General features: G+C 35.7%; 25 protein-coding genes and 1 tRNA gene. 19 read left to right on the forward strand and 7 right to left on the reverse strand.

Going from position 1 to position 22,984, the window contains the following annotated elements; translation table 11 throughout:
* Positions 1–74: 74 nt before the first annotated feature.
* The 3 genes from ABM34_RS01090 to ABM34_RS01100 all read left to right on the forward strand — a co-directional run bounded on the left by ABM34_RS01090 (position 75) and on the right by ABM34_RS01100 (position 4,500).
* Positions 75–1,448, forward strand: a complete 1,374-nt coding sequence (locus ABM34_RS01090) for a DUF2252 domain-containing protein (protein ID WP_048702556.1) — start codon at positions 75–77, stop codon at positions 1,446–1,448.
* A complete protein-coding gene (ppk1, locus tag ABM34_RS01095) occupies positions 1,438–3,435 on the forward strand; it encodes a polyphosphate kinase 1 (protein ID WP_048702557.1) in 1,998 nt (665 codons plus the stop codon). Before ABM34_RS01090 ends, ppk1 begins: the two co-directional genes overlap by 11 nt.
* Positions 3,436–3,546: 111 nt before the next feature.
* A complete protein-coding gene (locus tag ABM34_RS01100; RefSeq protein WP_048702558.1) occupies positions 3,547–4,500 on the forward strand; it encodes an aldo/keto reductase in 954 nt (317 codons plus the stop codon).
* A 44-nt stretch (positions 4,501–4,544) separates the two neighbouring features.
* Here ABM34_RS01100 and ABM34_RS01105 read toward each other — a convergent pair whose 3' ends face one another.
* Complete coding sequence (locus tag ABM34_RS01105) at positions 4,545–5,159, reverse strand: cation efflux transmembrane domain-containing protein (RefSeq protein WP_048702559.1); 615 nt, start codon at positions 5,157–5,159, stop codon at positions 4,545–4,547.
* A complete protein-coding gene (locus ABM34_RS01110; protein WP_417924667.1) occupies positions 5,149–5,421 on the reverse strand; it encodes an ArsR/SmtB family transcription factor in 273 nt (90 codons plus the stop codon). The genes ABM34_RS01105 and ABM34_RS01110 overlap by 11 nt, the downstream gene beginning before the upstream one ends.
* Positions 5,422–5,618: 197 nt before the next feature.
* Here ABM34_RS01110 and ABM34_RS01115 point away from each other — a divergent pair, with 197 nt between their 5' ends.
* The 10 genes from ABM34_RS01115 to ABM34_RS01160 all read left to right on the forward strand — a co-directional run bounded on the left by ABM34_RS01115 (position 5,619) and on the right by ABM34_RS01160 (position 12,316).
* Entirely contained in the window at positions 5,619–6,356 is a 738-nt protein-coding gene (locus tag ABM34_RS01115) for an NADPH-dependent oxidoreductase (protein WP_048702561.1), read from the forward strand.
* Between the two features lie 9 nt (positions 6,357–6,365).
* Complete coding sequence (locus ABM34_RS01120) at positions 6,366–6,848, forward strand: GNAT family N-acetyltransferase (protein ID WP_048702563.1); 483 nt, start codon at positions 6,366–6,368, stop codon at positions 6,846–6,848.
* A gap of 182 nt (positions 6,849–7,030) precedes the next feature.
* Positions 7,031–8,020 (forward strand): efflux RND transporter periplasmic adaptor subunit, encoded by a 990-nt coding sequence (locus ABM34_RS01125; RefSeq protein WP_048702564.1) that lies wholly within the window; start codon positions 7,031–7,033, stop codon positions 8,018–8,020.
* Positions 8,021–8,036: 16 nt separating this feature from the next.
* On the forward strand, positions 8,037–8,720 hold the full coding sequence (locus ABM34_RS01130) for an ABC transporter ATP-binding protein (RefSeq protein WP_048702566.1): 684 nt from the start codon (positions 8,037–8,039) through the stop codon (positions 8,718–8,720).
* Complete coding sequence (locus tag ABM34_RS01135) at positions 8,720–9,874, forward strand: ABC transporter permease (RefSeq protein WP_048702568.1); 1,155 nt, start codon at positions 8,720–8,722, stop codon at positions 9,872–9,874. Before ABM34_RS01130 ends, ABM34_RS01135 begins: the two co-directional genes overlap by 1 nt.
* A 6-nt stretch (positions 9,875–9,880) precedes the next feature.
* Positions 9,881–10,339 (forward strand): hypothetical protein, encoded by a 459-nt coding sequence (locus tag ABM34_RS01140; RefSeq protein ID WP_048702569.1) that lies wholly within the window; start codon positions 9,881–9,883, stop codon positions 10,337–10,339.
* 81 nt (positions 10,340–10,420) lie between these two features.
* Positions 10,421–10,843 (forward strand): nucleoside 2-deoxyribosyltransferase, encoded by a 423-nt coding sequence (locus tag ABM34_RS01145; protein ID WP_048702571.1) that lies wholly within the window; start codon positions 10,421–10,423, stop codon positions 10,841–10,843.
* Positions 10,844–10,931: 88 nt separating this feature from the next.
* Positions 10,932–11,216 carry a hypothetical protein gene (locus ABM34_RS01150; protein WP_048702572.1) on the forward strand — a complete coding sequence of 95 codons (285 nt, stop codon included), beginning with the start codon at positions 10,932–10,934 and terminating at the stop codon, positions 11,214–11,216.
* Positions 11,217–11,423: 207 nt separating this feature from the next.
* The gene (locus tag ABM34_RS01155) at positions 11,424–11,660 is read left to right on the forward strand and encodes a hypothetical protein (protein WP_048702573.1); all 237 of its coding nucleotides are present in this window, start codon (positions 11,424–11,426) and stop codon (positions 11,658–11,660) included.
* Positions 11,661–11,707: 47 nt separating this feature from the next.
* Entirely contained in the window at positions 11,708–12,316 is a 609-nt protein-coding gene (locus ABM34_RS01160) for a sugar O-acetyltransferase (RefSeq protein ID WP_048706302.1), read from the forward strand.
* A 37-nt stretch (positions 12,317–12,353) separates the two neighbouring features.
* Here the strand turns inward: ABM34_RS01160 and ABM34_RS01165 are convergent, their stop codons facing one another.
* Entirely contained in the window at positions 12,354–13,166 is an 813-nt protein-coding gene (locus tag ABM34_RS01165; RefSeq protein ID WP_048702574.1) for a Cof-type HAD-IIB family hydrolase, read from the reverse strand.
* A gap of 493 nt (positions 13,167–13,659) precedes the next feature.
* Here ABM34_RS01165 and ABM34_RS13460 point away from each other — a divergent pair, with 493 nt between their 5' ends.
* The gene (locus ABM34_RS13460) at positions 13,660–13,782 is read left to right on the forward strand and encodes a hypothetical protein (protein ID WP_257719940.1); all 123 of its coding nucleotides are present in this window, start codon (positions 13,660–13,662) and stop codon (positions 13,780–13,782) included.
* A gap of 117 nt (positions 13,783–13,899) precedes the next feature.
* Here the strand turns inward: ABM34_RS13460 and ABM34_RS01170 are convergent.
* Positions 13,900–13,971, reverse strand: a tRNA-Gln gene (locus ABM34_RS01170).
* A 135-nt stretch (positions 13,972–14,106) separates the two neighbouring features.
* On the opposite strand from ABM34_RS01170, the gene ABM34_RS01175 reads away from it, so the two are divergent.
* From ABM34_RS01175 to yjeM, 3 genes are read left to right on the forward strand one after another with little or no spacing between them, the layout of a single operon-like run.
* Positions 14,107–14,433, forward strand: coding sequence for a heavy metal-binding domain-containing protein (locus ABM34_RS01175; protein WP_048702575.1), 327 nt, complete (start codon positions 14,107–14,109; stop codon positions 14,431–14,433).
* A 9-nt stretch (positions 14,434–14,442) separates the two neighbouring features.
* The gene (locus ABM34_RS01180) at positions 14,443–15,873 is read left to right on the forward strand and encodes a C69 family dipeptidase (RefSeq protein ID WP_048702576.1); all 1,431 of its coding nucleotides are present in this window, start codon (positions 14,443–14,445) and stop codon (positions 15,871–15,873) included.
* A 32-nt stretch (positions 15,874–15,905) separates the two neighbouring features.
* On the forward strand, positions 15,906–17,420 hold the full coding sequence (yjeM, locus tag ABM34_RS01185; protein WP_048702578.1) for a glutamate/gamma-aminobutyrate family transporter YjeM: 1,515 nt from the start codon (positions 15,906–15,908) through the stop codon (positions 17,418–17,420).
* 49 nt (positions 17,421–17,469) lie between these two features.
* Here the strand turns inward: yjeM and glyA are convergent, their stop codons facing one another.
* Together glyA and ABM34_RS01195 are read right to left on the reverse strand one after the other, a co-directional pair.
* On the reverse strand, positions 17,470–18,699 hold the full coding sequence (gene glyA, locus ABM34_RS01190; RefSeq protein ID WP_048702579.1) for a serine hydroxymethyltransferase: 1,230 nt from the start codon (positions 18,697–18,699) through the stop codon (positions 17,470–17,472).
* Positions 18,700–18,710: 11 nt separating this feature from the next.
* Positions 18,711–19,511 (reverse strand): DNA/RNA non-specific endonuclease, encoded by an 801-nt coding sequence (locus tag ABM34_RS01195; RefSeq protein WP_048702580.1) that lies wholly within the window; start codon positions 19,509–19,511, stop codon positions 18,711–18,713.
* A gap of 182 nt (positions 19,512–19,693) precedes the next feature.
* Here ABM34_RS01195 and ABM34_RS01200 point away from each other — a divergent pair, with 182 nt between their 5' ends.
* Together ABM34_RS01200 and ABM34_RS01205 are read left to right on the forward strand one after the other, a co-directional pair.
* Complete coding sequence (locus ABM34_RS01200) at positions 19,694–21,049, forward strand: FAD-dependent oxidoreductase (RefSeq protein ID WP_048702582.1); 1,356 nt, start codon at positions 19,694–19,696, stop codon at positions 21,047–21,049.
* Positions 21,050–21,257: 208 nt separating this feature from the next.
* The gene (locus tag ABM34_RS01205) at positions 21,258–22,022 is read left to right on the forward strand and encodes an NEAT domain-containing protein (RefSeq protein WP_048702583.1); all 765 of its coding nucleotides are present in this window, start codon (positions 21,258–21,260) and stop codon (positions 22,020–22,022) included.
* A 45-nt stretch (positions 22,023–22,067) separates the two neighbouring features.
* On the opposite strand, the gene htpX is transcribed toward ABM34_RS01205, so the two are convergent.
* Positions 22,068–22,976 (reverse strand): zinc metalloprotease HtpX, encoded by a 909-nt coding sequence (gene htpX, locus ABM34_RS01210; protein ID WP_048702584.1) that lies wholly within the window; start codon positions 22,974–22,976, stop codon positions 22,068–22,070.
* Positions 22,977–22,984 lie beyond the last annotated feature (8 nt).

The raw sequence follows: 22,984 nt of genomic DNA on the forward strand, positions 1-22,984 counted from the left end.
AATAGCAGAAAAATGACTAAACTAGATAGTTATCTTCCTAAGCTATTGTATAATGATTACAAGGAGATGAGGGTATGAGCCAGACACCATATACTTTTCAGGACACTGACGCATTTAAAAGCACTGAGCAATTAATTATTAAGGGGCGTTTCTTTGCCACCACTGTCTCAGATGCCTTTAATCAATTTGAGCCAAAGAAAAGAAATATCCACAAGATTTTGAACATCAAGAACAAATTATTGGTACCAGAATTGCTAGCTGTAAAAAGAGAGCGAATGTCCGGTTCTTTATTTGCGTTCTTACGAGGAACAGTTGATGTGATGCATTATGACATGTCACGTCATGAAAATAGTGGTATCAAAGTTTTAGTTGGTGGGGATGCCCATATTGGAAACTTTGGTTTTTATGGTTCATCAGAAGGTCAATTATTATTCGACATGAATGATTTTGATGAGGCTCATCTTGGCCACTGGGAATATGATTTGAAGCGACTACTAGTCAGTGCACTTTTAGTATCAAGAGATCATGGTTTTGACGAAAGTGATATCCAGGAATTTTTGTTGGATGTCGTTGATACTTATTTCGATACACTAAAACACATGACAAAAATTTCCGAAATGAAACGTTTTATTTTACCAAATACGCTCCAAAATATTACCGAAATCTTTGGTAAATTAAAAGATAATGAAGAGTACTTCCAAGAGTCCTTTAATAAGGTGATTGCAAAAAGTATTAAAAAGGCTCAAAAGAGTAACTCAAAATTAGTCATTGAGAAGTATACCGAGCTTAATGACGCCGGGGAACGTCGTTTTGTTGAGAACAAACCTGTAACACAACACATCAGTGAGAAGGACTTCAAGAATGTTGTTGATGGCTTTAAGAGTTACAAGAAGAATGCACGTAGTGATGTTAGATTATTTCTTGAGGATTTTAATATCATTGACGTTGTTCGCCACAGTGTTGGAGTAGGTAGCGTAGGTACTCTATGTTATTTGATTTTACTTCAGGATTTAGATTCAAACTACTTGGTACTTCAAGCAAAACAGGCTCTACCAATTTACAATAATGATGAGTTGTATTCTGACAAGGACGTTAGTCAGGGACAAAATATTGTAGACAGTCAGTTGATCTTGCAAAGTGCATCTGATCCATTTTTGGGTGCCTTCGATACGAAGAAGTACAGTTTCTACATGCGTCAATTCAAGGATATGAAGTCTTCAATTAATTTAGATAAATTGGATTTTGAATCTTTCAAAGACTATGTAAAAGTTTGTGTCATCTTGTTAGCCAGAGCACATTCACATTCACCAAACTTTCCACTAATTATTGGTTTTGGAGAAGAATATGCAGATATTGCTAATTCGCTTATGAATTTTACCAATAGTTATGTTAAACAAGTGGAATATGATTTTGAGTCTTTCGAAAAGGATCTAAGAGATGAAAAGTAAATATTATAATAGGGATTTAAGTTGGTTATTGTTTGATAATCGAGTAATCGATCAAGCATACAATCCCAACGTACCAATCCTTGAAAAGCTAAGGTTTTTATCAATTGCGACGAACAACCTTGATGAATTTTTCCGAGTTCGTATGCACAACATCCATAGCATGATTGGTAGCAAGAAAATTGAAAAAAGAACGGGGTTAACCGGCACGGAGGTTCTGAGTTTAGTACACGAATTCAATATCCGCAATCTTACCAAACAATATGAAGCTTATTCATTATTGCTTGAAAAATGTAAAGATAAGAATATTTTTGAAGTTATGAAATTTGAAGACCTCAGTGATTTTGAGAAACAATATGTTACGGATTATTATCGCGAGAATATTGCAGATGAGTTAGTTGTTGAAAACTTTTCTAACTTACATAAATTCCGTCACAATTTAAATATTTTGATGCAGTCACAAGGTCACACTTATACGTTCCCAATTCCAGACGAATTTGATCGACTAGTTGCTACTGGTGTCGACAATCATTATATCTTGCTTGAAGATGTGATTTTAAATGTCGCTGAAGATATTTTTCGCAAGTATGATGTTCTGAAGTGCTATGTTTTTAGAGTTACATATGACAAGAATAAGAAATATGACTTCTTAGACGAGCAGTTAACGGATGCTGAATATTTGAAGAAAATGACTGAGTACTTAAATGCTCGTGATCCTCGTAAGATTACTCGAGTTGAGTTTATGTGTGATGGACCACGTGGTAGAAGTTATTTTGCTCAATTATTTGAAATCAGCAAGAAAAGTGTCTACAAGATTCCTGGTCCAGTTGATCTGAAATATTTGGATGGATTATTCAAACGTTACAAGAATCGAGCTAATTTGATTTTCCCTCCATTCAGACAACGTCAGTGGAAGGACTCAAAGAATATTCTTGAATACTTGGATAAAACTCCAATGTTGCTCGAATATCCTTATGACTCTTACAAAACTTATTTAAATTATCTGGAAACCGCGGTCAATGATCCAAAGACCACTGATATTTCTATGACGATTTACCGGACCGAGAAGAACTCTCAATTAGTCAAGTTACTTCAAAAAGCTGCAGCTAAGGGTATTAACGTTACAGCTGTCGTTGAATTGAGAGCTAGATTTGATGAAGAACATAATTTACTTGTTTCGGAACTTTTGAAGTCAGCCGGAGTTCATGTTCTCTATGGTGACCGTTTAAACAAGGTTCACTCAAAAGTTTGTCTAGTGCTTCAAGGCGCTAATGATGTTGGATATGTTCAAATTGGAACGGGTAACTATAATGGAGTGACGGCAAATATTTTCTCAGATATTGCATACTTCACTAGTGATCCAACCTATGTTAATGATGCAGCTAACTTCTTTGAACGATTAGAAACGCATAAAGAAGTAGATTATGATTTATTCGTAACTTCACCTAATCAATTGAAACCGATGATTTTGAATAATATCAAACGCGCTACAAAAGAATATTTGCGTGTCGGTAAGGGTGAAGTATTTATGAAGGTTAATGGCTTGACCGACATCGATATCATAAATGCAATTTATAGCGCAGCTCGATTAGGATTGCCATTTAGATTAATTGTCAGAGGTCCATGTTCATTGAAGCTTGGTCTATGTGGTGAAAAAGAAGACATCGTTGTAAAAAGTATTGTTGGTGAATTATTGGAACACAGTCGTATTTTCAAGTTCCAATATGGCGACAGTCAGACCGATGTTTGGATTTCTTCAGCGGATATGATGACTAGAAATCTTGATCGAAGGGTCGAAGTAGCCGTGCCAATTGTTGATAAAAAGTCTAAAGAAAAACTGCTTAAGATTATTAAAATGTACCAACGCGATACTGAAAATTCGTATTACTTAAATAGTAATGGTGAATATTTCAAGAAACGTAAGACATTTGGTATTTCAGCTCAACAAACATGGTTGAAACGACTTAAGTGGAGCAAATATTCTAAATAGTTTTAAAAATGAAGAGCCGAGAAAAATTCTCAGCTCTTTTTGTTGCTTATTATTCGCTTTATTTAGTTGAATAGAACTAATATAAAAGTATTAATGAAAGGAAGCTTACAAATGAAACAGGTAAATATTGGAAACACAAATTGGAAAACTTCAGCCGTTGCTCTCGGAATCATGAGAATGGAAGCTTTGTCTGTCGAAGATGCTACAAAGTCCCTAAATACAGCATTTGATTCTGGAATTAATTATATTGATTCCGCAGATATATATGGAATGGGTAATTCAGAAAAAGTATTCGGTGAGGCATTGAAGAAATCTGATGTATCACGTGATAAATTATTTATCCAGTCTAAAGGTGGAATTGTTTTTGATCCTGAAAGAAGTCATGGAAGTTTTGTTTTTGGCAAAAGATATGATTTTGGTAAGAAACATATTCTAGAGGCAGTTGATGGTATTTTGGAAAGAATGCAAGTTGACTACCTAGACGCGTTTCTTCTTCATCGCCCAGATCCCTTAATGGAACCTGAAGAAGTGGCTGAAGCTTTTGATGAATTGCAGACTGCCGGAAAAGTAAGACACTTTGGAGTATCAAACTTTAATCCACAACAATTTGAATTTTTGCAAGAGAACCTTGACCAGAAATTGTTAATCAATCAATTACAATTTAGTATCATGCACACTGGAATGGTTGATTCAGGAATTCATGCAAACATGACTGATGAACGTTCGATTGATCATGACGGTGGTATTCTTGAGTATTCAAGACGTAAGGGCATCACAATTCAAACGTGGTCACCATTCCAATATGGTATGTTTGAAGGAACATTTATCGGCAATGACAAATTCCCTGAGCTTAACAAAAAGCTAGATGAATTGGCCAATAAGTATGGTGTCAGCAAGAATGGTATTGCTGCAGCGTGGATTTTGAGACATCCAGCTAATATGCAAGTTATCATTGGTACTATGAATCCAGAGCACATCGTTGATAGCGCCAAGGGTGCTGATGTAGAACTCACAAAGCAAGAATGGTACGACGTATACTTTGCAGCAGGTAATACATTGCCATAACAAAAAAGATTATCCGTTTGGATAATCTTTTTTTGACGGCGAAACTATTTTTTTAATCCATTTTGCAATGATTCCCAGCCCTCAGTTGCGATAAAGTATACCAATACTAGTGCAGCTACGGAGTCGATCCGCCAAAGTCCAAATAGTGCTGTTACAATGACTCCCACCAAAACTGTGGCCGCCATGTAAGCACATGTTATATTACACATACCATCTTCAATTAATGCTTCCGAATTAATTTGTTTACCAAGGCTACGTTTTTTCAAAGTAAGAATTGGCATTAATATTACAGAAGCGATTGCAATTAACATCCCGGGAATACTGGTGTCAGCTACTTGATGATTGATTAAGTTGTAAATTGAAACGGAAACAACATAAACTGATAATAGTAGTAATACAGAGCCGACGATTAAGGATGAAATTCGCTCGGTTTTTTCTATTTCCTCTTTGGAAGCATGATTGGCTTCTTTTCTCAGTCGCCAAATTAATGTACTTCCGGCAATGATTTCTAAAAAGCTATCCATTCCAAATGCAATTAGCAAGATTGAACCGGCAGCTATTCCTGATGAGAATCCAACTGCAAATTCAAATGCCATCCATGCAGTTGAAAAATATTCGATGCGCAAACTGCGACTGATAAGTGTGGGGTTATTCACCATGTTTTTTACCTCTCATGACGTGATCCGCATGCTCTAGTGTTTCATTAATAACATCTAGAATATGTGGGTCATTTAATTTATAGTAATTGGATTTACCAATTCGATTCGTACTGACTAATTGATATTCTCTCAGCATTGCCAATTGGTGAGAAACTGCTGATTGTTCCATGCCGAGTAGTTCAACCAAGTCAGTGACACTCATTTCTTGTTGTTCTAGAACGTTTAACATTTGAAATCTTGTGGGGTTGTTCAAGACCTTCATGATTTTCTGGGATTCAACCAATAAGTCCTGATTAATTAATTTAACATTGTCCAAAACTAGCCTCCAGAACATATGATGTAAATATCATATGAATACATTATCATATGTTTCGAAAATTTAAAACAGTTATCGCTTAATTTTTTTTCAAAGTTGATGTAAGCTAATTTTACGTTAAAATTTTGAAATGAGGAATAGCAGTGAATACAACCATTCATAACATGGAACAACACGTTTCGGTTCGTGATTTTAAAGATCAGGCGTTGAGTTCTGATACAAAACAACAATTATTGAGAGCAGCTCAAAGTGGTTCTTCATCAAACTTTGTGCAAGCTTTCTCTATAATAGAAGTATCTGATAAAGAAATTAAAAATGAAATTGCTGATATCACTAATAGTGCAGCTTATGTTAAAAAAACTGGTGTGTTTTATGTATTTGTTGCTGACTTGTACCGTCAATCAATCATGCTTCAAAATGCCGGGAAATCTCTTAAGGGGATTGAAAATATGGAGGCACTAACAGTTGCAACTGTCGATGCAACCATTGCGGGAGAGGATATGGCAGTTGCTGCTGAGTCGATGGATCTTGGGATTTGTTACATCGGTGGAGTTAGGAACGATGTCGCCCGAATTGCTGAACTTTTGAATTTACCCAAATACACATTTCCTGTCTTTGGTATGACAATCGGTATTCCTAACCATAAGAATCAAGTAAAACCTAGAATGCCACTCGAAAACCAAGTCAGTGTTAATAAATACGATGTCCATAAATTTGCCGATATAGAAGGCTATGACAAGCAAATTGAGGAATACTATGCTAATCGCGATAGCAATGCTCAAGCAGCAAACTGGACGAGTAAGAATGTCAACTTCTTTGAAGAAGTTCGCCGTCCAGAGGTTGGTGAATTTCTTAAGAGACAGGGATTCGCATTAAAATAGAGGTAATTTATGAATTTTGAACAAGTAAAAATGAGTGATCTAAGAGAAATTATGGATATCGAACGTGCTGGATTTAATAAAGCAGAGGCAGGCACAGAGGAAAGTTATTCTCAACGGATTAAACAAATTCCCGACAGCTTTCTAGTTGCTCGACAATATGGCAAACTTGTCGGATTCATCTGTGGACCAGTAACGAATGAAAGTCTGATAGAAGATTGGATGTACGAAGATGTTCCCCAGAATCCCAAAAACGGTGGTCATCAAATGATTTTAACAATTGCCGTCTCACCAGAGTCTCGTGGCCAGGGGATTGGCAGTAAATTGTTAGATGAATTTGAGAAAAAGACAAAGCTTGCTGGACGTGTAAGTATCGCACTGACTTGTTTGCAAGATCGAATACCGTTTTACGAAAAGAATGGCTTTGTAAATAGAGGAATTGCAGATTCAAATCATGCAAACGAGACTTGGTATAATATGGAAAAATACATTTGATAGGTTGGCAATCATTGTCAGCCTTTTTGTTTGCCAATTTGTTCAATTATTTTTTGTGTCATTAGCGTAAAACTGTATTTGTTGAGAAAGTTTTAATTGTAATCGAATTCATAGATACATCAGTAACAAATAACTATATAATGAATACATGACTTTTTAGATTTTAAGATATGGGGAAAATTATGAGTAAAAAAATTGATTACGCAATTTGGGGTGTCTGCACACTTTTTCTTGTTCTAGCAATTGTTGTCGTTTCATTATTCAACGGCAAAAATGGACAAGTTGAATATAAGACTTACACAGTACAATCCCGCGAGGAACAATATTACAGTGGTATAGTTTCACCTGACGAGAAACAAAGTGTCAGCGACAAGCCATTGAGTCAAGAGACACTGACTTCACAGCCAATGAAAAATGGTCAAAAAGTTACAAAGGGACAAACTATCTTTACATTTAACAAAGATATGTCAGCTCAAATCAGTGCTGTTAATGCTGAAATTCAACAACTAACAGCAACAAACGCATCACTTCAAAGTGCTAGTTCAACTAGCTCAATGAGTTCTAGTTCACTTAGTTCTGATGGTTTAACTGACTCAACTGATACAACTCCAATGCCTGTAAGTACTGGCACAGATAACAGTGCACAAATTGCTTCAAACAACTCTCAAATCAGTAGTGATCAAAGTAAATTGGCTGAATTGAATGCTGAAGCTAACCGTACAGTTACAGCTCCAATTTCTGGTACCTTAATTAAAGATTCACAAGGCAACTACGCCGTCTATGGCAAACCAGTTATTTTGGGTAACGTTAATGAATTTGAATTGACATCAGTCAAAAACAATGACGATGTCCAAGTATTCAAGAATAACGGTAGCAAGATGTATGGAACAGTTACAGGTGTTGATAAAGCACCATATACTTCTACCTCATCAGTTTCCTACTATCACTTTGAAGTTACATCTGATCAAAACCTAACATTTGGTATGCACGTTCAAATTAAGGGTACTTCAAAGGGATATAAGATTCCTAAGGATGCCGTACATGACGAAGATTATGTTTTAGTATTGAATGGCGATGTTAGAAAGAAAGTTTATCTCGATTTGAATAAGAGTGGAGATTTCTATTACACACATTCTGGTATTAAAGCCGGACAGAAACTCGTCTTAAGATAGAAGTGGGGGAGAATCTATGCTTAGAGTTAAGAATGTAGGTAAAACCTACGCCAACAATTTTCAAGCCCTAACCGATGTTAATTTAGATGTTGCCGATGGTGAGTTTTTAGCAATCATGGGTCCATCTGGATCTGGTAAATCTACTTTGATAAATATTTTAGGATTGCTAGATAATGATTATTCTGGTGACTATTTCCTCTCCAATGAAAACTATAAGAACAAAGATGACGATACGTTGTCTCAAGTTCGTGGGGATGAAATTGGTTTCGTATTTCAAAATTTCAAGTTGTTAAAATCGTATACAGTATACGAAAATATTGAGATTCCATTGATTTATAGTAAGAATAAGACTATTACCGATCGTAAGAATGTTATCAATGAAGTCATAGAACAAGTCGGACTTCAGGGAAAAGAAAATAGTTTGCCATCTGAGTTATCTGGTGGTCAACAACAAAGAGTCGCAATTGCGCGTGCCATCGTTAATAATCCAAGTATTATTATTGCTGACGAACCAACTGGTGCTCTGGACTCGAAAACAAGCTTAGAAATAATGAAAATATTTACGCATTTAAATGAAACGTTTGATACTACAATTATTATGGTTACTCATGATAAGGATGTCGCTAATTTTGCGATGCGCACCGTCCATATAAATGATGGTCACTTGTACAATGACGGGGAAGACGTGGTGCATAGCTAATGGAAAACCTAACTATTGCTTTACGTTCAATTAGGAAAAACAAGAATCGTAATTTACTGACTATGTTAGGAATTATCATTGGTATCGCCAGTGTTATTTGTATTCTAGCTGTTGGTGATGGATTCACTCAAAGTATTACGAAGAGTCTAGGTAAGGATAATGCTTCAAACAAAGTTACACTTTCATATACAAGTTCATCTGATGATGCAAATAGTAAAGATGGATTTACGCAAGGGGATGCATCTTTATTACAAGATGTTCCTGGTGTGACTAGCGTTAAGCTTTCTAGCTATAGTGATTCAACTACCGGAAAGCTAACTTATCGAAACAAGAAAGCATCAACTGAGATTACTTCGATTAAGGATAAAACTAAAGTTTCATCTTCAAAGAAGAATGCGCTAATTTCAGATACTAATTCCACAAACATTTTGCTATCAAATAGAATGGCGAAAAAGTTGTTCGGCGGCGATTCGGCAATTAATAAACCAGTTACCATCGGTCAAGATGTTTATACTGTTTCTGGGACATTTGGTGCGGATGAGTATGATGCTAATGTTTATATGTCCAAGGGTACATACAACCGAATTTTCAACTCTCAAAATAGTAAGAATCTAGCTAAGTTGACGCTCGAAAATGGTCAAAACAAGAAAAAAGTTGGCAAGGCTGCTTTGAAGAAAATCAAGGCCAACGGTGAATTCAAGCATCAAGGTAAGTATGGAATTGTTGATCCTACTAAGAGTATGAAAGAATTCTCGAAAGTGTTGAACAGTATCACTTACTTTGTCGCTCTTGTTGCTGGTATTTCATTATTGATTGCTGGTATTGGTGTTATGAATGTTATGTATATCACTGTTTCTGAACGTCGTAATGAAATTGGTATTAGACGTGCGTTTGGTGCAACTTGTAATAATATTAGAAATCAATTTTTAACTGAAAGTATTGTTTTATGTGTAATTGGTGGGATTCTTGGAATCATCATTGGTTACTTGGCAGTACTGGTCATTAATGCATTCTTGCCATTTAAGGCCGTGATAACAATTTATTCAATTTTATTAGCGTTAATAGTTTCAAGTGCAGTTGGGTTGTTGTTTGGATTTATTCCATCAAATAAGGCTGCTAAATCACCGCTAGTTGGATTATTAAAAGAGGAGTAACCACATATGGGAATTTTATATAAAGTTAAGAGAAGCTCATTAATTGGCGTTATCTTGATTGCATTGATTACACAATTTACTGCGGTATATTGTAACTTAGTGCTTTCAACTGGATTTGAAAAGATGAACAAGTTCTTGGTAATCTTTTTAGCATTAGTTGCTGCAGCAATTTATTTGGCAATTGTGTATTATGTATACAAGTTGATTCTGAAAAAAGAAACGGTTGATTACAATCAAACTTTGATTGTTAATATTGCAATCACTTTTGCAATTGGAACAATCTTACAAACAATCGTTATGTTATCAACACAAGCTGTTACAAATACATTGGCTAATGTATTAATCGGTGTAATTCAATTTGGATTAATAGGTTGGATCAACTGGACTTCATTAGAAATCAGTCGTCAATCAAAAATAAATATTAGTGTTTGGACAGTTATCTTATTTGTACTTGCACTATTTTAAAAAAACATCCTACGGAAAAATTTCCGTGGGGTGTTTTTAATTGGATAACTTGTATAATATGTGTGAAAAGAGGTAGACAACATGAAGATATATTTTGCAGCGTCGATTCGTGGTGGTAGAGATGAAGACAAGACCTACAAAAAAATCATTAAGTTCTTAAAGAAGGACAATGATGTATTGACCGAACATGTCGGAAATACAGATTTGACTGCCGAAGGTGAGACAAAATTAAGCGACAAGGAAATTCGTGATCGAGACATAGCTTGGCTTGAAGAGGCAGATGTCATGGTTGCTGATACAACAAATCCAAGTCTCGGAGTAGGTTATGAATTGGCGTATGCTGAGAAGCTACACAAACCAGTAGTGATTTTGCATAATGATGACAAGAGTCATTTGTCTGCCATGATTTCCGGATCGGATTATTTCTTGGATATTAATAATTATTCAACTTATCATGATGCCATTCAAATACTTGATTCTAAGTTCTCTGGAAAGAAATATTAATTAATTTGAAATTATCACTTGCTATAAAACCCGTTTCATACAATACACTGATGTTGTTAAGAAATAAGGGAAAAGGAAAGTGATTATTATGTTCTCATACATTCAAATTATTGATGAAAATGACAAACTAATTAACGGATATGCATCATACAAATTCAGCGATGGTGTTTTGTCGTTGTCATTTATGAATGGTTGGCACAAAACTATTCGTGAGGAAATTCCGTTGTCGGAAGTCTCACATTTATCTCAAGGTGGAGCATTTGATAGTCGGATTAGTTTTGATTTTGCTGGGAAGCATTTTGTGTTTTTGGATAGCGGTTTTGGTGAGGCTCAGTTTTTTAAGGATGGTGTTATTGAAGCTGTCAGGGCTTAGGTAGAGTGGTTCACTGCCACACTTCGTGTTGGATCCAATCATTAATCTGATCCTACAAATAATTTTATCTAACATTTTTGTAACCTCTTTCATTTTTATTATAATTTTATCTAACATTTTTGTAACCTCTTTCATTTTTATTATATTTTTACCTATGAAAGTGATACACTACCATTAATAAATAAGTTGTGAGGTGGGGTGTTTTTATTGAAAGCTAAATGTTTTGATTTGAAAAAAGAATTATTGAATTATGTTAACGACAATATTCTCAACATTTTGTTGAGTTTTAGTATCGCGATGATTTTTGTGATTGCCAATAGTCAGGTTTTAATTAACGCCGCTCTTTACGGTAGCTGGTTCTTGGCATTCTTCTCACTATTTATTTGTGGGTTCACTCTGTCATATATTTTGATATCGTTTATCTTTAAATTAATTAAAAAATAAAGACTTTTACCTCACGGTAGAAGCCTTTTTGATTGAGGGGAATTATTATTAGATCTCAGAAAGAAAAGATGCTTGCTGGTGATTTGTATATTGCTGCTGATGCTCAGCTGGATGCTGACTCTAAGCGGGCCCGTAAGCTGAATCGTTTGTTTAATGCTACTACGGAAGATGGATTGGATGTTCGGGATAAAATTTTGCGTGAGCTAATTGGTGAGGTTGGTAAAAATGTTTATATTGAGCCACCATTTCATGCTGATTATGGACTAAATACTTCGATTGGTGATAACTTTTACGCAAACTTTGATGCGATATTTGTTGACGATTGTCCGGTGAAAATTGGAGACAATGTGATGTTTGGACCTCGTGTTAGTATTTACACTGCTGGTCATCCGATTGATGCCACGGTACGAAATGAACAACTTGAATACAGCCAACCGATAACTATTGGAAATAATGTTTGGATCGGTGGAAATGCAGTTATTAATCCTGGAGTAACTATTGGTGATAATGTTGTCATTGGATCAGGATCAATTATCACACACAGTATTCCTGATAATGTTGTTGCTGTCGGTAACCCTTGCCATGTGCTTCGTGAGATAAATGAAGAAGACAAGGCATATTGGGAGAATAAGAAGAAACAATATTTTGAAAATTAAAATGGTGTCATCTCATTATTGAGGTGACACCATATTTTTATAGTGCGAATTTTTCAATGGCGTTTCCTACGCCATCATGATTGTTGTCGGTTGTTACATGGTCGGCAACTGCTTTGACGCCGGGTTGGGCGTTTGCCATAGCGACACCTTTTCCAGCTACTTTAAGCATTGGAATATCGTTATCACGATCTCCCATCGCCATAATCTCATCTAGGCTAATATTTAAAATGCTTGCAAGATGTTTAACGGCATTTCCTTTATTGACATCCTTTGGAAAGATTTCAAGGAAGCCAACACCTGTTCTCACAACGAAATATTCATCATCAAAAGTTTCATGAACTAGGGGAGAAATGTTATCAAGCTCTGCTTCATTGCCATTAATGATAGCTTTAACAATTTCAAAATCATTGGGTAGCTGATCAGGTTCGCGGATGTAGAGACCACCGTCATTTTCGAATGCTTGGGTAATCGTATATTTATCAAACCATTCTTCAGGACTTGTGTATGTTTTAGCTTGATTGTCGACTACATTGTAATGAAGATGATGTTCCTTAACGAAAGAAACGAATCGACGGTAGAAAGCATTACTCAATGAATTTTCAAATAAAATTTCTTGATCCATATTTTCTATAATTGCTCCACCATTAGTAATCATATATTGATCTTTGCCGGTAATCCCGAGTTGATTCGTATAATCGATAACAGCATTGTGTGTTCTTCCGGAACATAGAACCACTTTAATTCCTCTAGCCAGAGCTTGTTTAATCATTTGCTTGTTTTTATCTGAAATTGATTTCTGAGTAGTAAGTAAAGTATCATCCATGTCCAGTGCAATCAGCTTATAAGTCATAAGTTCCTCCAAAATATACTTTATAAAATAGTGTAATCCATACAAAATGATATGTCTCAAAAAACATAGTTATTATTGAAAAAATGTTTTGCTAAAATTTGATAGCATGCTGTATAATTTGACTACAAACTATCAAAAGAGGCAATATTCACAAATATATTAATTGGTATATGATATATTATTTTATTGAATGAGCGATAGTTTGATGATTTATAGTACCCACCGAAAGGATATGAGATCATGAAACTCATCGCGATGATTAGAAATATATTCAAACCAGCAGTAAAGGAAATCGACGTAAAACAGAAGATAGTCCTGGCTGAACTACAATCAGAGAATACAATTTACTCCCGGTAGTTACAAAAAAGCCCTTCGATATACGAGGGGCTTTTTGTGTAGAAGAAGCACAAAATGTAATCGTTTACAAATAAATCATTTTATATGCGATATTTATGGTATAATTTATTTAAATTTTAACCATGGAGGATTAAATATGAATAATAACGGAGCAACAATTTCAAGTGAAACAGGCGCACCATTTAATTCAATTTCAATTACAAACCCACTATACTTTGTAGAATCATTACTAGGTTCAGTAGCTGGAGTGTTCCTATAAAATATAATTAGATAAATTTGGTCACTGATCGATTCGGTGGCTTTTTTATTTTGCGTAAATAAAAAAAACCACTGATAAACTTATCAGTGGTTAAATTCATTTTTTTCATCATATTAATTGGGCAAGTAGGGTTCGAACCTACAAATTGCGGATTCAGAGTCCGCTGCCTTACCGTTTGGCGATTGCCCATTAATGAATAATACTTAAAAATTGTATTCAAAATAAAAGGCCATGTCAAGCTTAAATAACTTTAATCAATGACTTTATGCGTTTTCAGTGTGGTATGTTATTTACTGGAGTTATTAACTATTATGAGGTGATGTCGTGGATGAGAATAAAATTTTAGTTTCTACTACTGAAAATATACCGGGTAGAGATTATGAAATTATTGGCGAAGTATTTGGATTAACTACGCAATCTAAAAATGTAGTTAGAAATATTGGCGCTAGTTTTAAGAACATTGTCGGTGGCGAGATCAAGGCGTACACGGAGCTACTTACAGAGGCTAGGGATATTGCCATTAGTCGGTTGCGTGAAAATGCTGAGAAAATGGGTGCTGATGCTGTTGTCATGATGAGATTTGATTCAGATTCTATTAGTCAAGATATGGAAACAGTTGCTGCATATGGTACCGCTGTAAAATTTAAGTAAGGTGAAAATATGACATTAGAATATAACAAGAATTCATTATCTGCTTGTACGAGTATTTTAGTTGGTAAAAAGGCCTCTATTGGTGGATCAACAATGATTGGCCGCAATGAAGATGCGAAGCCATCTTGGCCAAAGCACTTTGTTGTCCATGAATTTGAAAAGTTTACTGAACATCAAAAATTTGTTTCAAAAGATAATGGATTTGAAATGAAGCTTCCTGACGTTAGATATAAGTACACTGCTACTCCTGAGTGGACCGATGAGGAAGGATTATTTGAAGAGGACGGATATAACGAATATGGAGTTGGAATGAGTGCAACTGAGAGTGCATATTCCAATCAGACTGTTCTTGGAGTTGATCCTTTAGTTGAGAATGGGGTTAGTGAAGAGGCAATGTTGACTGTGGTGTTGCCATACGTTAAGACTGCACGTGAGGGTGTTAAGCGTTTAGGCGAAATTGTTGAAAAACATGGTACTTCGGAAACAAACGGTGTTTTGTTCTCTGATCAAAATGAAGTTTGGTATTTTGAAAATGGCTCTGGCCATTATTGGGTTGCTCAACGAATTCCTGACGACTGCTATGCTGTTGTCGCAAATCAATTGGCGATTCAAGAAATAGATTTTTCTGATACAGATAATTTCATGTTCAAAAGTGATATTCAGGAATTTGTTAATGATTATAATTTGAATCCAAATCCGGAAGGATTTAACTTTAGAAAAATATTTGGAACAAGTGATATGTCGGATGCTATTTATAGCACACCACGAGTTTGGTGGGGGCAACAAGAATTTTCAGGGAAGACTGACGAAAGTCCTGAGAGCCAAGAGCTTTCATTTATCAAGAAACCTAATCGATTGTTGAGTATTGATGATGTCCAATATTATCTGAGTTCGCATTTTCAAGGTACTGAATTTGATCCATTGAATAAGTCTGAGAATAATAAACGTTATCGTCCAATTAGCCTTGCAAAAACTCAAGAATCGCATGTTTTACAAACCAGACCTGATTTGAAACCAGAGATTGCATGTATCCAGTGGCTTTCTATGGGCGTTTCTTCTCAAAGTATTTATGTGCCATTTTATATGGGAATAAATGATACTCCTGAAGAGTACAAAATCGGTGGACTTCCATATGATGACAAATCAGCTTATTGGACATACAAATTAGCTGGTATATTGCTGGATGGCCATTATCAAGAACTAGGTAAGATGTATCAAGATACACAAAAGAATATTAATATCACATTACGTCAAATGTTGCGTGATTTTGATATTAAGGCATTAGGTCAAGATGAAGAACAACTACCACAGTTTTTAACTGATGCTTCTAATAAAATGGCAGAAACTGCATTAACTTCATATAAGGAGTTAATCGCCAAACTGATTACTAGCTCAACCGATTTTTCATCATTGAATTTTAAAACGGATATGAATTTATAATATTGTAAGAGGGAATAGGGGAATTTTGAATTATGAATGACAGTAATTCGACGAAAAAAACCATCACAATGGTCGGTCTGATCATGATGATTTTTACGTCAGTATTTGGTTTTGCTAACACTACAGTTGCTTATGAGCAAATGGGATTAGCAAGTATTATTTGGTATTTATTTGCGGCAGTGTTCTTCTTCCTGCCAGTTGGATTTATGATGGCAGAATATGGTTCTGCGTTTAATGAAGCTAAGGGTGGTATTTACTCTTGGATCGAAGGTGCCGTTGGCGCAAGATTAGCTTTCACAGGGACATTCATTTGGTTAGCTTCATGGGAAGTTTGGTTAGTTTCAACCGCTTCAAAAGTTTGGATTCCAATGTCTACATTTTTTGCTGGACATGATACGACACAGAGCTGGCATTTAGGTAGCTTGACATCAACTCAAACTATCGGTTTACTTGCTGTTTTGTGGATTATCTTTGTTACATTTACTGCATCACTAGGTATGGATAAGATTTCTAAAATTTCATCACTTGGTGGAACAATGATGATTATTTTAAATGTTATTTTCTTTGGACTTAGTATTGCCATGATTTTCTTATCAGGTTTTCACATGGCAGAACCTGTTCATGGTATTAGCACTTTTGTTCAATCAGCTAATCCAGAGTTTTCGTCACCAATAGGAATGGTTTCATTTATCGTTTATGCAATCTTTGCATATGGTGGTATGGAATCCATGGGTGGTGTCACGGATAGTATGAAGAATCCTAAACGTGATTTTCCACGTGGTATTTTAATTTCCGCCGGAATTATTGCTGTCTTGTATTCTTTGACAATTTTATTCTGGGGAATTAGTGCTAACTGGCACGACGTAATCGGTAAGAGCGGTGTTAACTTAGGTAATATTACTTATGTTATGATGAGTAATCTTGGTTATACATTCGGAACACACATCGGTATGAGTGCTTCAGCAGCTACTGTATTGGGTGCCTGGTTAGCAAGATTTACTGCGTTAGATATGTTTATTCTATACATGGGTGCCTTCTTTGTATTAATTTATTCACCACTCAAATCATTTATTCTGGGAACTCCTAAGGATTTTTGGCCTAAGCGTGTTACTAAATTAAATGACAAGGGAATGCCAGCAAATGCTATGTGGATGCAAGCTATTTTTGTTATCGTGATCATTTTAGCTGTTGATTTTCTTGGTGGCCGTAATGCTAAGAACTTGTATGGTATTTTGACCTTGATGGCTAATGTTGCCACAAGTGTTCCATATTTATTCTTAGTTGGTGCATTTCCATTCTTTAGTATTAACGATGATATTGAAAAACCATATCAATTCTTTAAAAATAAAAAGTTTATGTGGGCAACTTCAATCTTGGTATTCCTAGTAGTATTGTTTGCAATTATCTTTACGCTATTAGAACCAATTATTGAACATCAATATATGGATGCTTTCTGGACAATTCTTGGACCAGTAGCATTCGGTGCAATTGCTTTAATTCTTTATGGGGCATATGCACGAAAACAACGTAATAAGAATTTGAATTAGAAAAAAGCCTTCAATCCGTTTTGGATTGAAGGCTTTTTGATTAGAGTGATTAGTTAATTGGATGTTTATCTGTTAGAGCTTTTGTACGATCGTCAAGTTCTTTAAGCTTATCAGCATCATCATGATACTTAATAGCTTCGACAATGATGCTAGCTACTTCTCTAGAGTCATCTTCATCAAAACCACGTGAAGTAATTGCAGGTGTACCTAAACGTAAACCAGATGTGTATTTTGGTGGCAATGGGTCATTAGGAATTGCTTCTTTGTTAGTAGTGATATGAATCGAGTCAAGAAGATTTTGAACTTCCATACCATTCATATCTGTTTCAGTAAGAACAACATTTAACAAGTGATTATCTGTACCGCCAGTTAGTACTGAAAGGTCATCAGCGTTGTTGATAACTTCAGACATTGCTGCAGCATTTTTCTTTACTTGCTCCATGTATGTCTTGTATTCGGGTTGTAAATCTTCACCAAAGGCAACTGCTTTAGCAGCAATAACATGTTCCAATGGTCCACCTTGTGTACCAGGGAAGATGGCAGAATTAATCTTCTTACCAAGTTCTGGTTTAGCAAAAATCATACCACCACGAGGTCCACGTAGAGTTTTGTGAGTAGTCGTAGTAACAATATCAGCAACACCAATTGGAGTTGGGTGTAGACCAACAGCAACAAGTCCAGCAATATGAGCCATATCGACCATAAGTAAAGCATCTACTGAATCTGCAATTTTACGGAACTTATCGAAATCGATAATTCTACTGTAAGCTGAAGCGCCAGCAACGATAAGCTTTGGCTTAACTTCTTCAGCAATTTTTTGGACATCATCGTAATCGATGAATCCTTCATCGTTAACTCCGTATGAATGGAAATCGTACATTTTACCTGAGAAGTTAACTCGTGATCCGTGAGTTAAGTGACCACCGGCATTTAAATCCATACCTAATACTGTGTCACCGGGCTTTAAAACAGCTTGGTAAGCAGCGGCATTAGCTTGTGAACCTGAGTGGGGTTGAACGTTAACATATTCAGCATTGAATAGTTTTTTGGCACGGTCAATCGCAATTTGTTCGATTTGGTCGATGTATTCACATCCACCATAATAACGGTGTCCAGGATAACCTTCAGCATATTTGTTAGTTAAGACGGAACCTTGAGCTTTTCTTACATTGTCAGAAACAATGTTTTCAGATGCAATAAGTTCGATGTTACGGTTTTGACGATTCTCTTCCTTTTGGATTAGATCAAAAACTTCTTTATCACCATTACTGTATTTCATTGAATCACTCCTTAATTATTATTTACAACACTTGTACCATCAGCATAGTTTATATTGACGCCTTTCTCAACATTGAAAATGTATACATTAAAATATATTTGTTTATCCACGTTACCATTTGTATCCATAGATTCCCCCATCATCTGAACACCTCGGGCTAAAAGTTCGTTTCCTCGATAAATAGGTTGAACTCGATAACGAATAAAATTACTTGGATTTTGTTTCAAATAATATGCTATATCATCTTCATGCTTGAGCATTTCCGGAGCGTTTAATGAACGTGTTCCAGTCATCAAATTCTTCGGATTGTTGTTTTGACCGGTAAGTTGATAACCAATCAAATGAGAACGATTATAAAGCCATCCACCATGAATCTTCTTGTTATGCCAGCCAGTTGGATTGACATACAGTGGCTCTCTTTTAGCAGTTGGCATCAAGCTTTTATTCAACAGTGCATCAGCTCGGATCGCACGATTATAGTTATCCAAATTTTCAAAGCTTTGCCAGGCGCCTTTTTGAACACTGAGGTCCTGTTGTGAGAATGTTGGTTGATTATTATTTACTTCTACCTCTTGTGTTCCATTGTATTTTAAATCAGCAAGCTGGGAGTTTGATTTAACATTGGAAGAGGTAGCTTGTTGTTGATCACTGTTTGACTTATTTTGGTATGATTCATAAGTTCCAGAACCTCCAACAACCACCAATAAAATTCCGAGTGTGAATAATTTTTTACGTTGACGCTTTTTTGGTTTTGTCATAAAAGTGGCAAGTAAAATAATAATACCTAAAACGATTAACGCTAACATATACATGTGATACTTCTCCCTCTGTTATTTTACCAAGATTGTCATGTGAATACCTCATATATGCTTGATATCCACATGTTTAACAAAAACAATTTTATCACATTACGACCATACGTTCGCATTCAACTTGCTTGAAATAATATATTTTTAAAGTTATGATTGAATTATAAATACGAGGAGGTTTCAATATGAAAGTTATTGTAGTAGGTTCATCTCACGGTGGGTACGAAACGGTCGAAGGACTTCTCAAAAAAAATCCCGATACAGAAATTCAGTGGTATGAGAAAGGTGACTTCTTGTCATTCTTATCTTGTGGTATGCAATTGTATCTAGAGGGTAAAGTTAAAAAGGTGAATAGTGTTAGTTATGCTACACCAGAAGAAATGGAAAAGAAGGGTGTTTCAGTATTCTTGCAACAAGAGATCACTGAAATAGATCCAGATAAACACGAAGTAACGGTTGTTAACCAAATTGACAATTCTTCACGTACAGAAAAATATGACAAATTAGTATTGAGTGCTGGTGCAGTGCCAACTCAGATTCCAGTTGAAGGTAGCGACTTGCAAAATATTTATGCCATGCGTGGTCGCGATTGGGCAATTAGATTAAAGGCTAGAACCGTTGATCCAACAATCAATAATGTTGTCGTAATTGGTTCTGGATATATTGGTAACGAAGCTACCGAAGTATTTGCAAAAGCAGGTATGAATGTAACTGTTATTGATATTTTGCCTAGAGTATTGGGCACTTATCTTGATCCAGAATTTACTGATATTCTTGCCAAGAATATGCAAGATCATGGAGTTAATTTAGCAGTCGGTGAAAGTGTTAAGAAGTTTATTGGTAAAGATGGCAAAGTTGCACAAGTTGAAACAGATAAGGGTACTTATGATGCTGACTTAGTTGTTGAAGCAGCCGGTATTCGTCCAAATACAAAGTGGTTGCGCGGAATTCTTCAATTAAATGACGATGGCACTATTTCAACTGACGATTATATGCAAACAAGTCAAAAAGATATTTTTGCTGTTGGTGATGCCACTCATATTAAATTCTTACCTACTGATGGGGAAGCTCATATTTCATTAGCAACGAACGCACGTAGACAAGGTCGCATCGCTGCGTTAAATATCGAAAAGCCAACGAGAAAATTCCCCGGAATTTCTGGTTCATCAGCTTTAACTGTATTTGATTATAAATTTGCGTCAACTGGAATTAAAGATGCAACTGCAGAAGCTTATAAAGCTAATGTGAAATCAGTTTTCGTTACTGATTTATATAGACCTAAATTCGTTCCAGAAGCCGAGAATACGACTGTTTACTTCAAATTGACTTATAATGCTGAAAATCATCAAATTGTTGGTGCTCAAATTATGTCAAAAGCCGATGTAACAGCTAATATCAATGCTATTTCCGTAGCTATTCAAGCTAAATTGACAATCGAAGATCTCGAATATGCCGATTTCTTCTTCCAACCAGGATTTGATCGTCCATGGAATATTATTAATGTTGCTGCACAAAAAGCAGTCGAAGAAGAAAATAAATAATTATCGAATTTATTTAATTGATAAATGAATCTCATATGACTTAAATGACTCGATAAGGCCTTACATGATAGGAAGTTCAGAAGTTGAAAATATATTTTCAACTTCTTTTTTTATGCTTAATTATAAATTTAACGAGTGAATGCACTTTCACAATAGGGATTACTCTAGTAAAATAAGTTTATTAGTTATTTTAAGAGGGATAAATATTATGAATAAAAAGGGACTGCTATCTGCATTGTTGGCAGCGTCACTTATTTTTATCAGCAGTCTAGTTTTTGTTGGAAGGGCTGATGCGGTGTCACTACAATATCAAGTTTTACAGCCTAATGGACAGACTAGCCATGCTGACCAGTATATGGATAAGCCAGCTAATGTAATAATTCAAGATGGAAAATATTATGTTTCAATGTCATCATCCGTTCCGGCTTGGATTGGATCACATCCGGTGACATATACTAGTATCAATAATGGGGATGGGCAAATTGTTAATAATGCTCATGGTGCCAGTTTTAAATTTTCTACCACAAATTTGAGTAAATTAATACCAGTTACAATGCACCTGGATGTAAAGGTAGCTAACGTTAATATGGATGCATTAGTTTATCTGAAGTTTCTAAATGTTCCTGCATTAGATAGCGGGCAAGGTGCTAACCAGCCTAATGCTGATGCAAACAATGTTGGAAATGCTTCTGCTGATGGGAATCAACCGGCTGATAACAAAGATGCTGGAGATGCAACAAAGGCAGATGCTGATGAGAAGAAGGTTACTATTAAGAAACCAGTTAAACTAAATAAGAAAGATTCACCGAAGAAAGAGAAAGATTCCAACGCAGGTTCTTCGGTTATCTATCCAGATAAGGCTAAAAAGAAATCGAATAACAAAGCACATTACATTGAAATTGCTTCAGGTGTTGTAGTTCTTGTAGTTGCGATTGCTGCAGTTGTTTATTATCGTTCACGAAATAAAGCATAAAAAAAGTTTCTGTCTCTTATAATTGAGGGACAGAAACTTATTTTTTTACTCAAAAGCTTTTTTCAATCTGGCGATTCGTTTATCCAAAGGTGGATGGGTATCGAACCAGTCGGCAAAATCTTTCTTCTTTTTTGGATCATTGAAGTATAAAGCTGCACTGGCATCGTCTACCTTTTTCATAGGTTGGTCGTAATATTTTAATTTTGTCAGTGCGTCAATTAATCCTTGCGGATTCTGAGTTAAGTTGGCACCGGATACGTCTGCAAGGTATTCTCGGTTTCTAGAAATGGCTAATTGCACCAAATTGGCAATGATAGGTCCAATTATCATGAAGACCAATCCAACCAACCAGAGGACCAATCGAATTGCTACCCAGCTACTTCCACGGTCTCGGTCGTCAGTAAATGGGAGAACAAAACGATAGGCATTACCAACCAATGTACAAATTAAAATGATTGCAGATGAAAGTGCAACAGAAATGGTTGAAACTCTGATATCAAAATTTTTAACGTGAGAAATTTCATGTGCCATTACACCTTCAAGTTCTTCACGATCCATCATATTGTATAATCCACGAGTAACTGCCACCGCGGCATGCTGAGGGTCACGTCCAGTTGCAAATGCATTTGGACTGTCATCTTCAATAATATAAATATCGGGTAAAGGGATGTCCGCAACCATCGACATATCTTCGACAATATGCCAAAGTTTTGGAGCTTCATCTGCGGAATTAATTTTTCTAGCATTGTTCATCGACATGACAATACTTGTCGATTGAAAATAGGTGACTAAAGCATAAATCAACGCAACTACTAAGGAAAAAATAATCCCGTACCAAATATTGTCAACAAAGAAATACCCAATGAAACTACCTAATGCAGCAAGGACTACGAAGAAAATTGCAAAGATGAAAAATGTTTTTCGTTTATTGCTATCAATTTGCTGGTAGAGCATGGTTTTCT

It is taken from the genome of Companilactobacillus ginsenosidimutans (assembly GCF_001050475.1).
GTDB classification, from domain to species: Bacteria; Bacillota; Bacilli; order Lactobacillales; family Lactobacillaceae; genus Companilactobacillus; species Companilactobacillus ginsenosidimutans.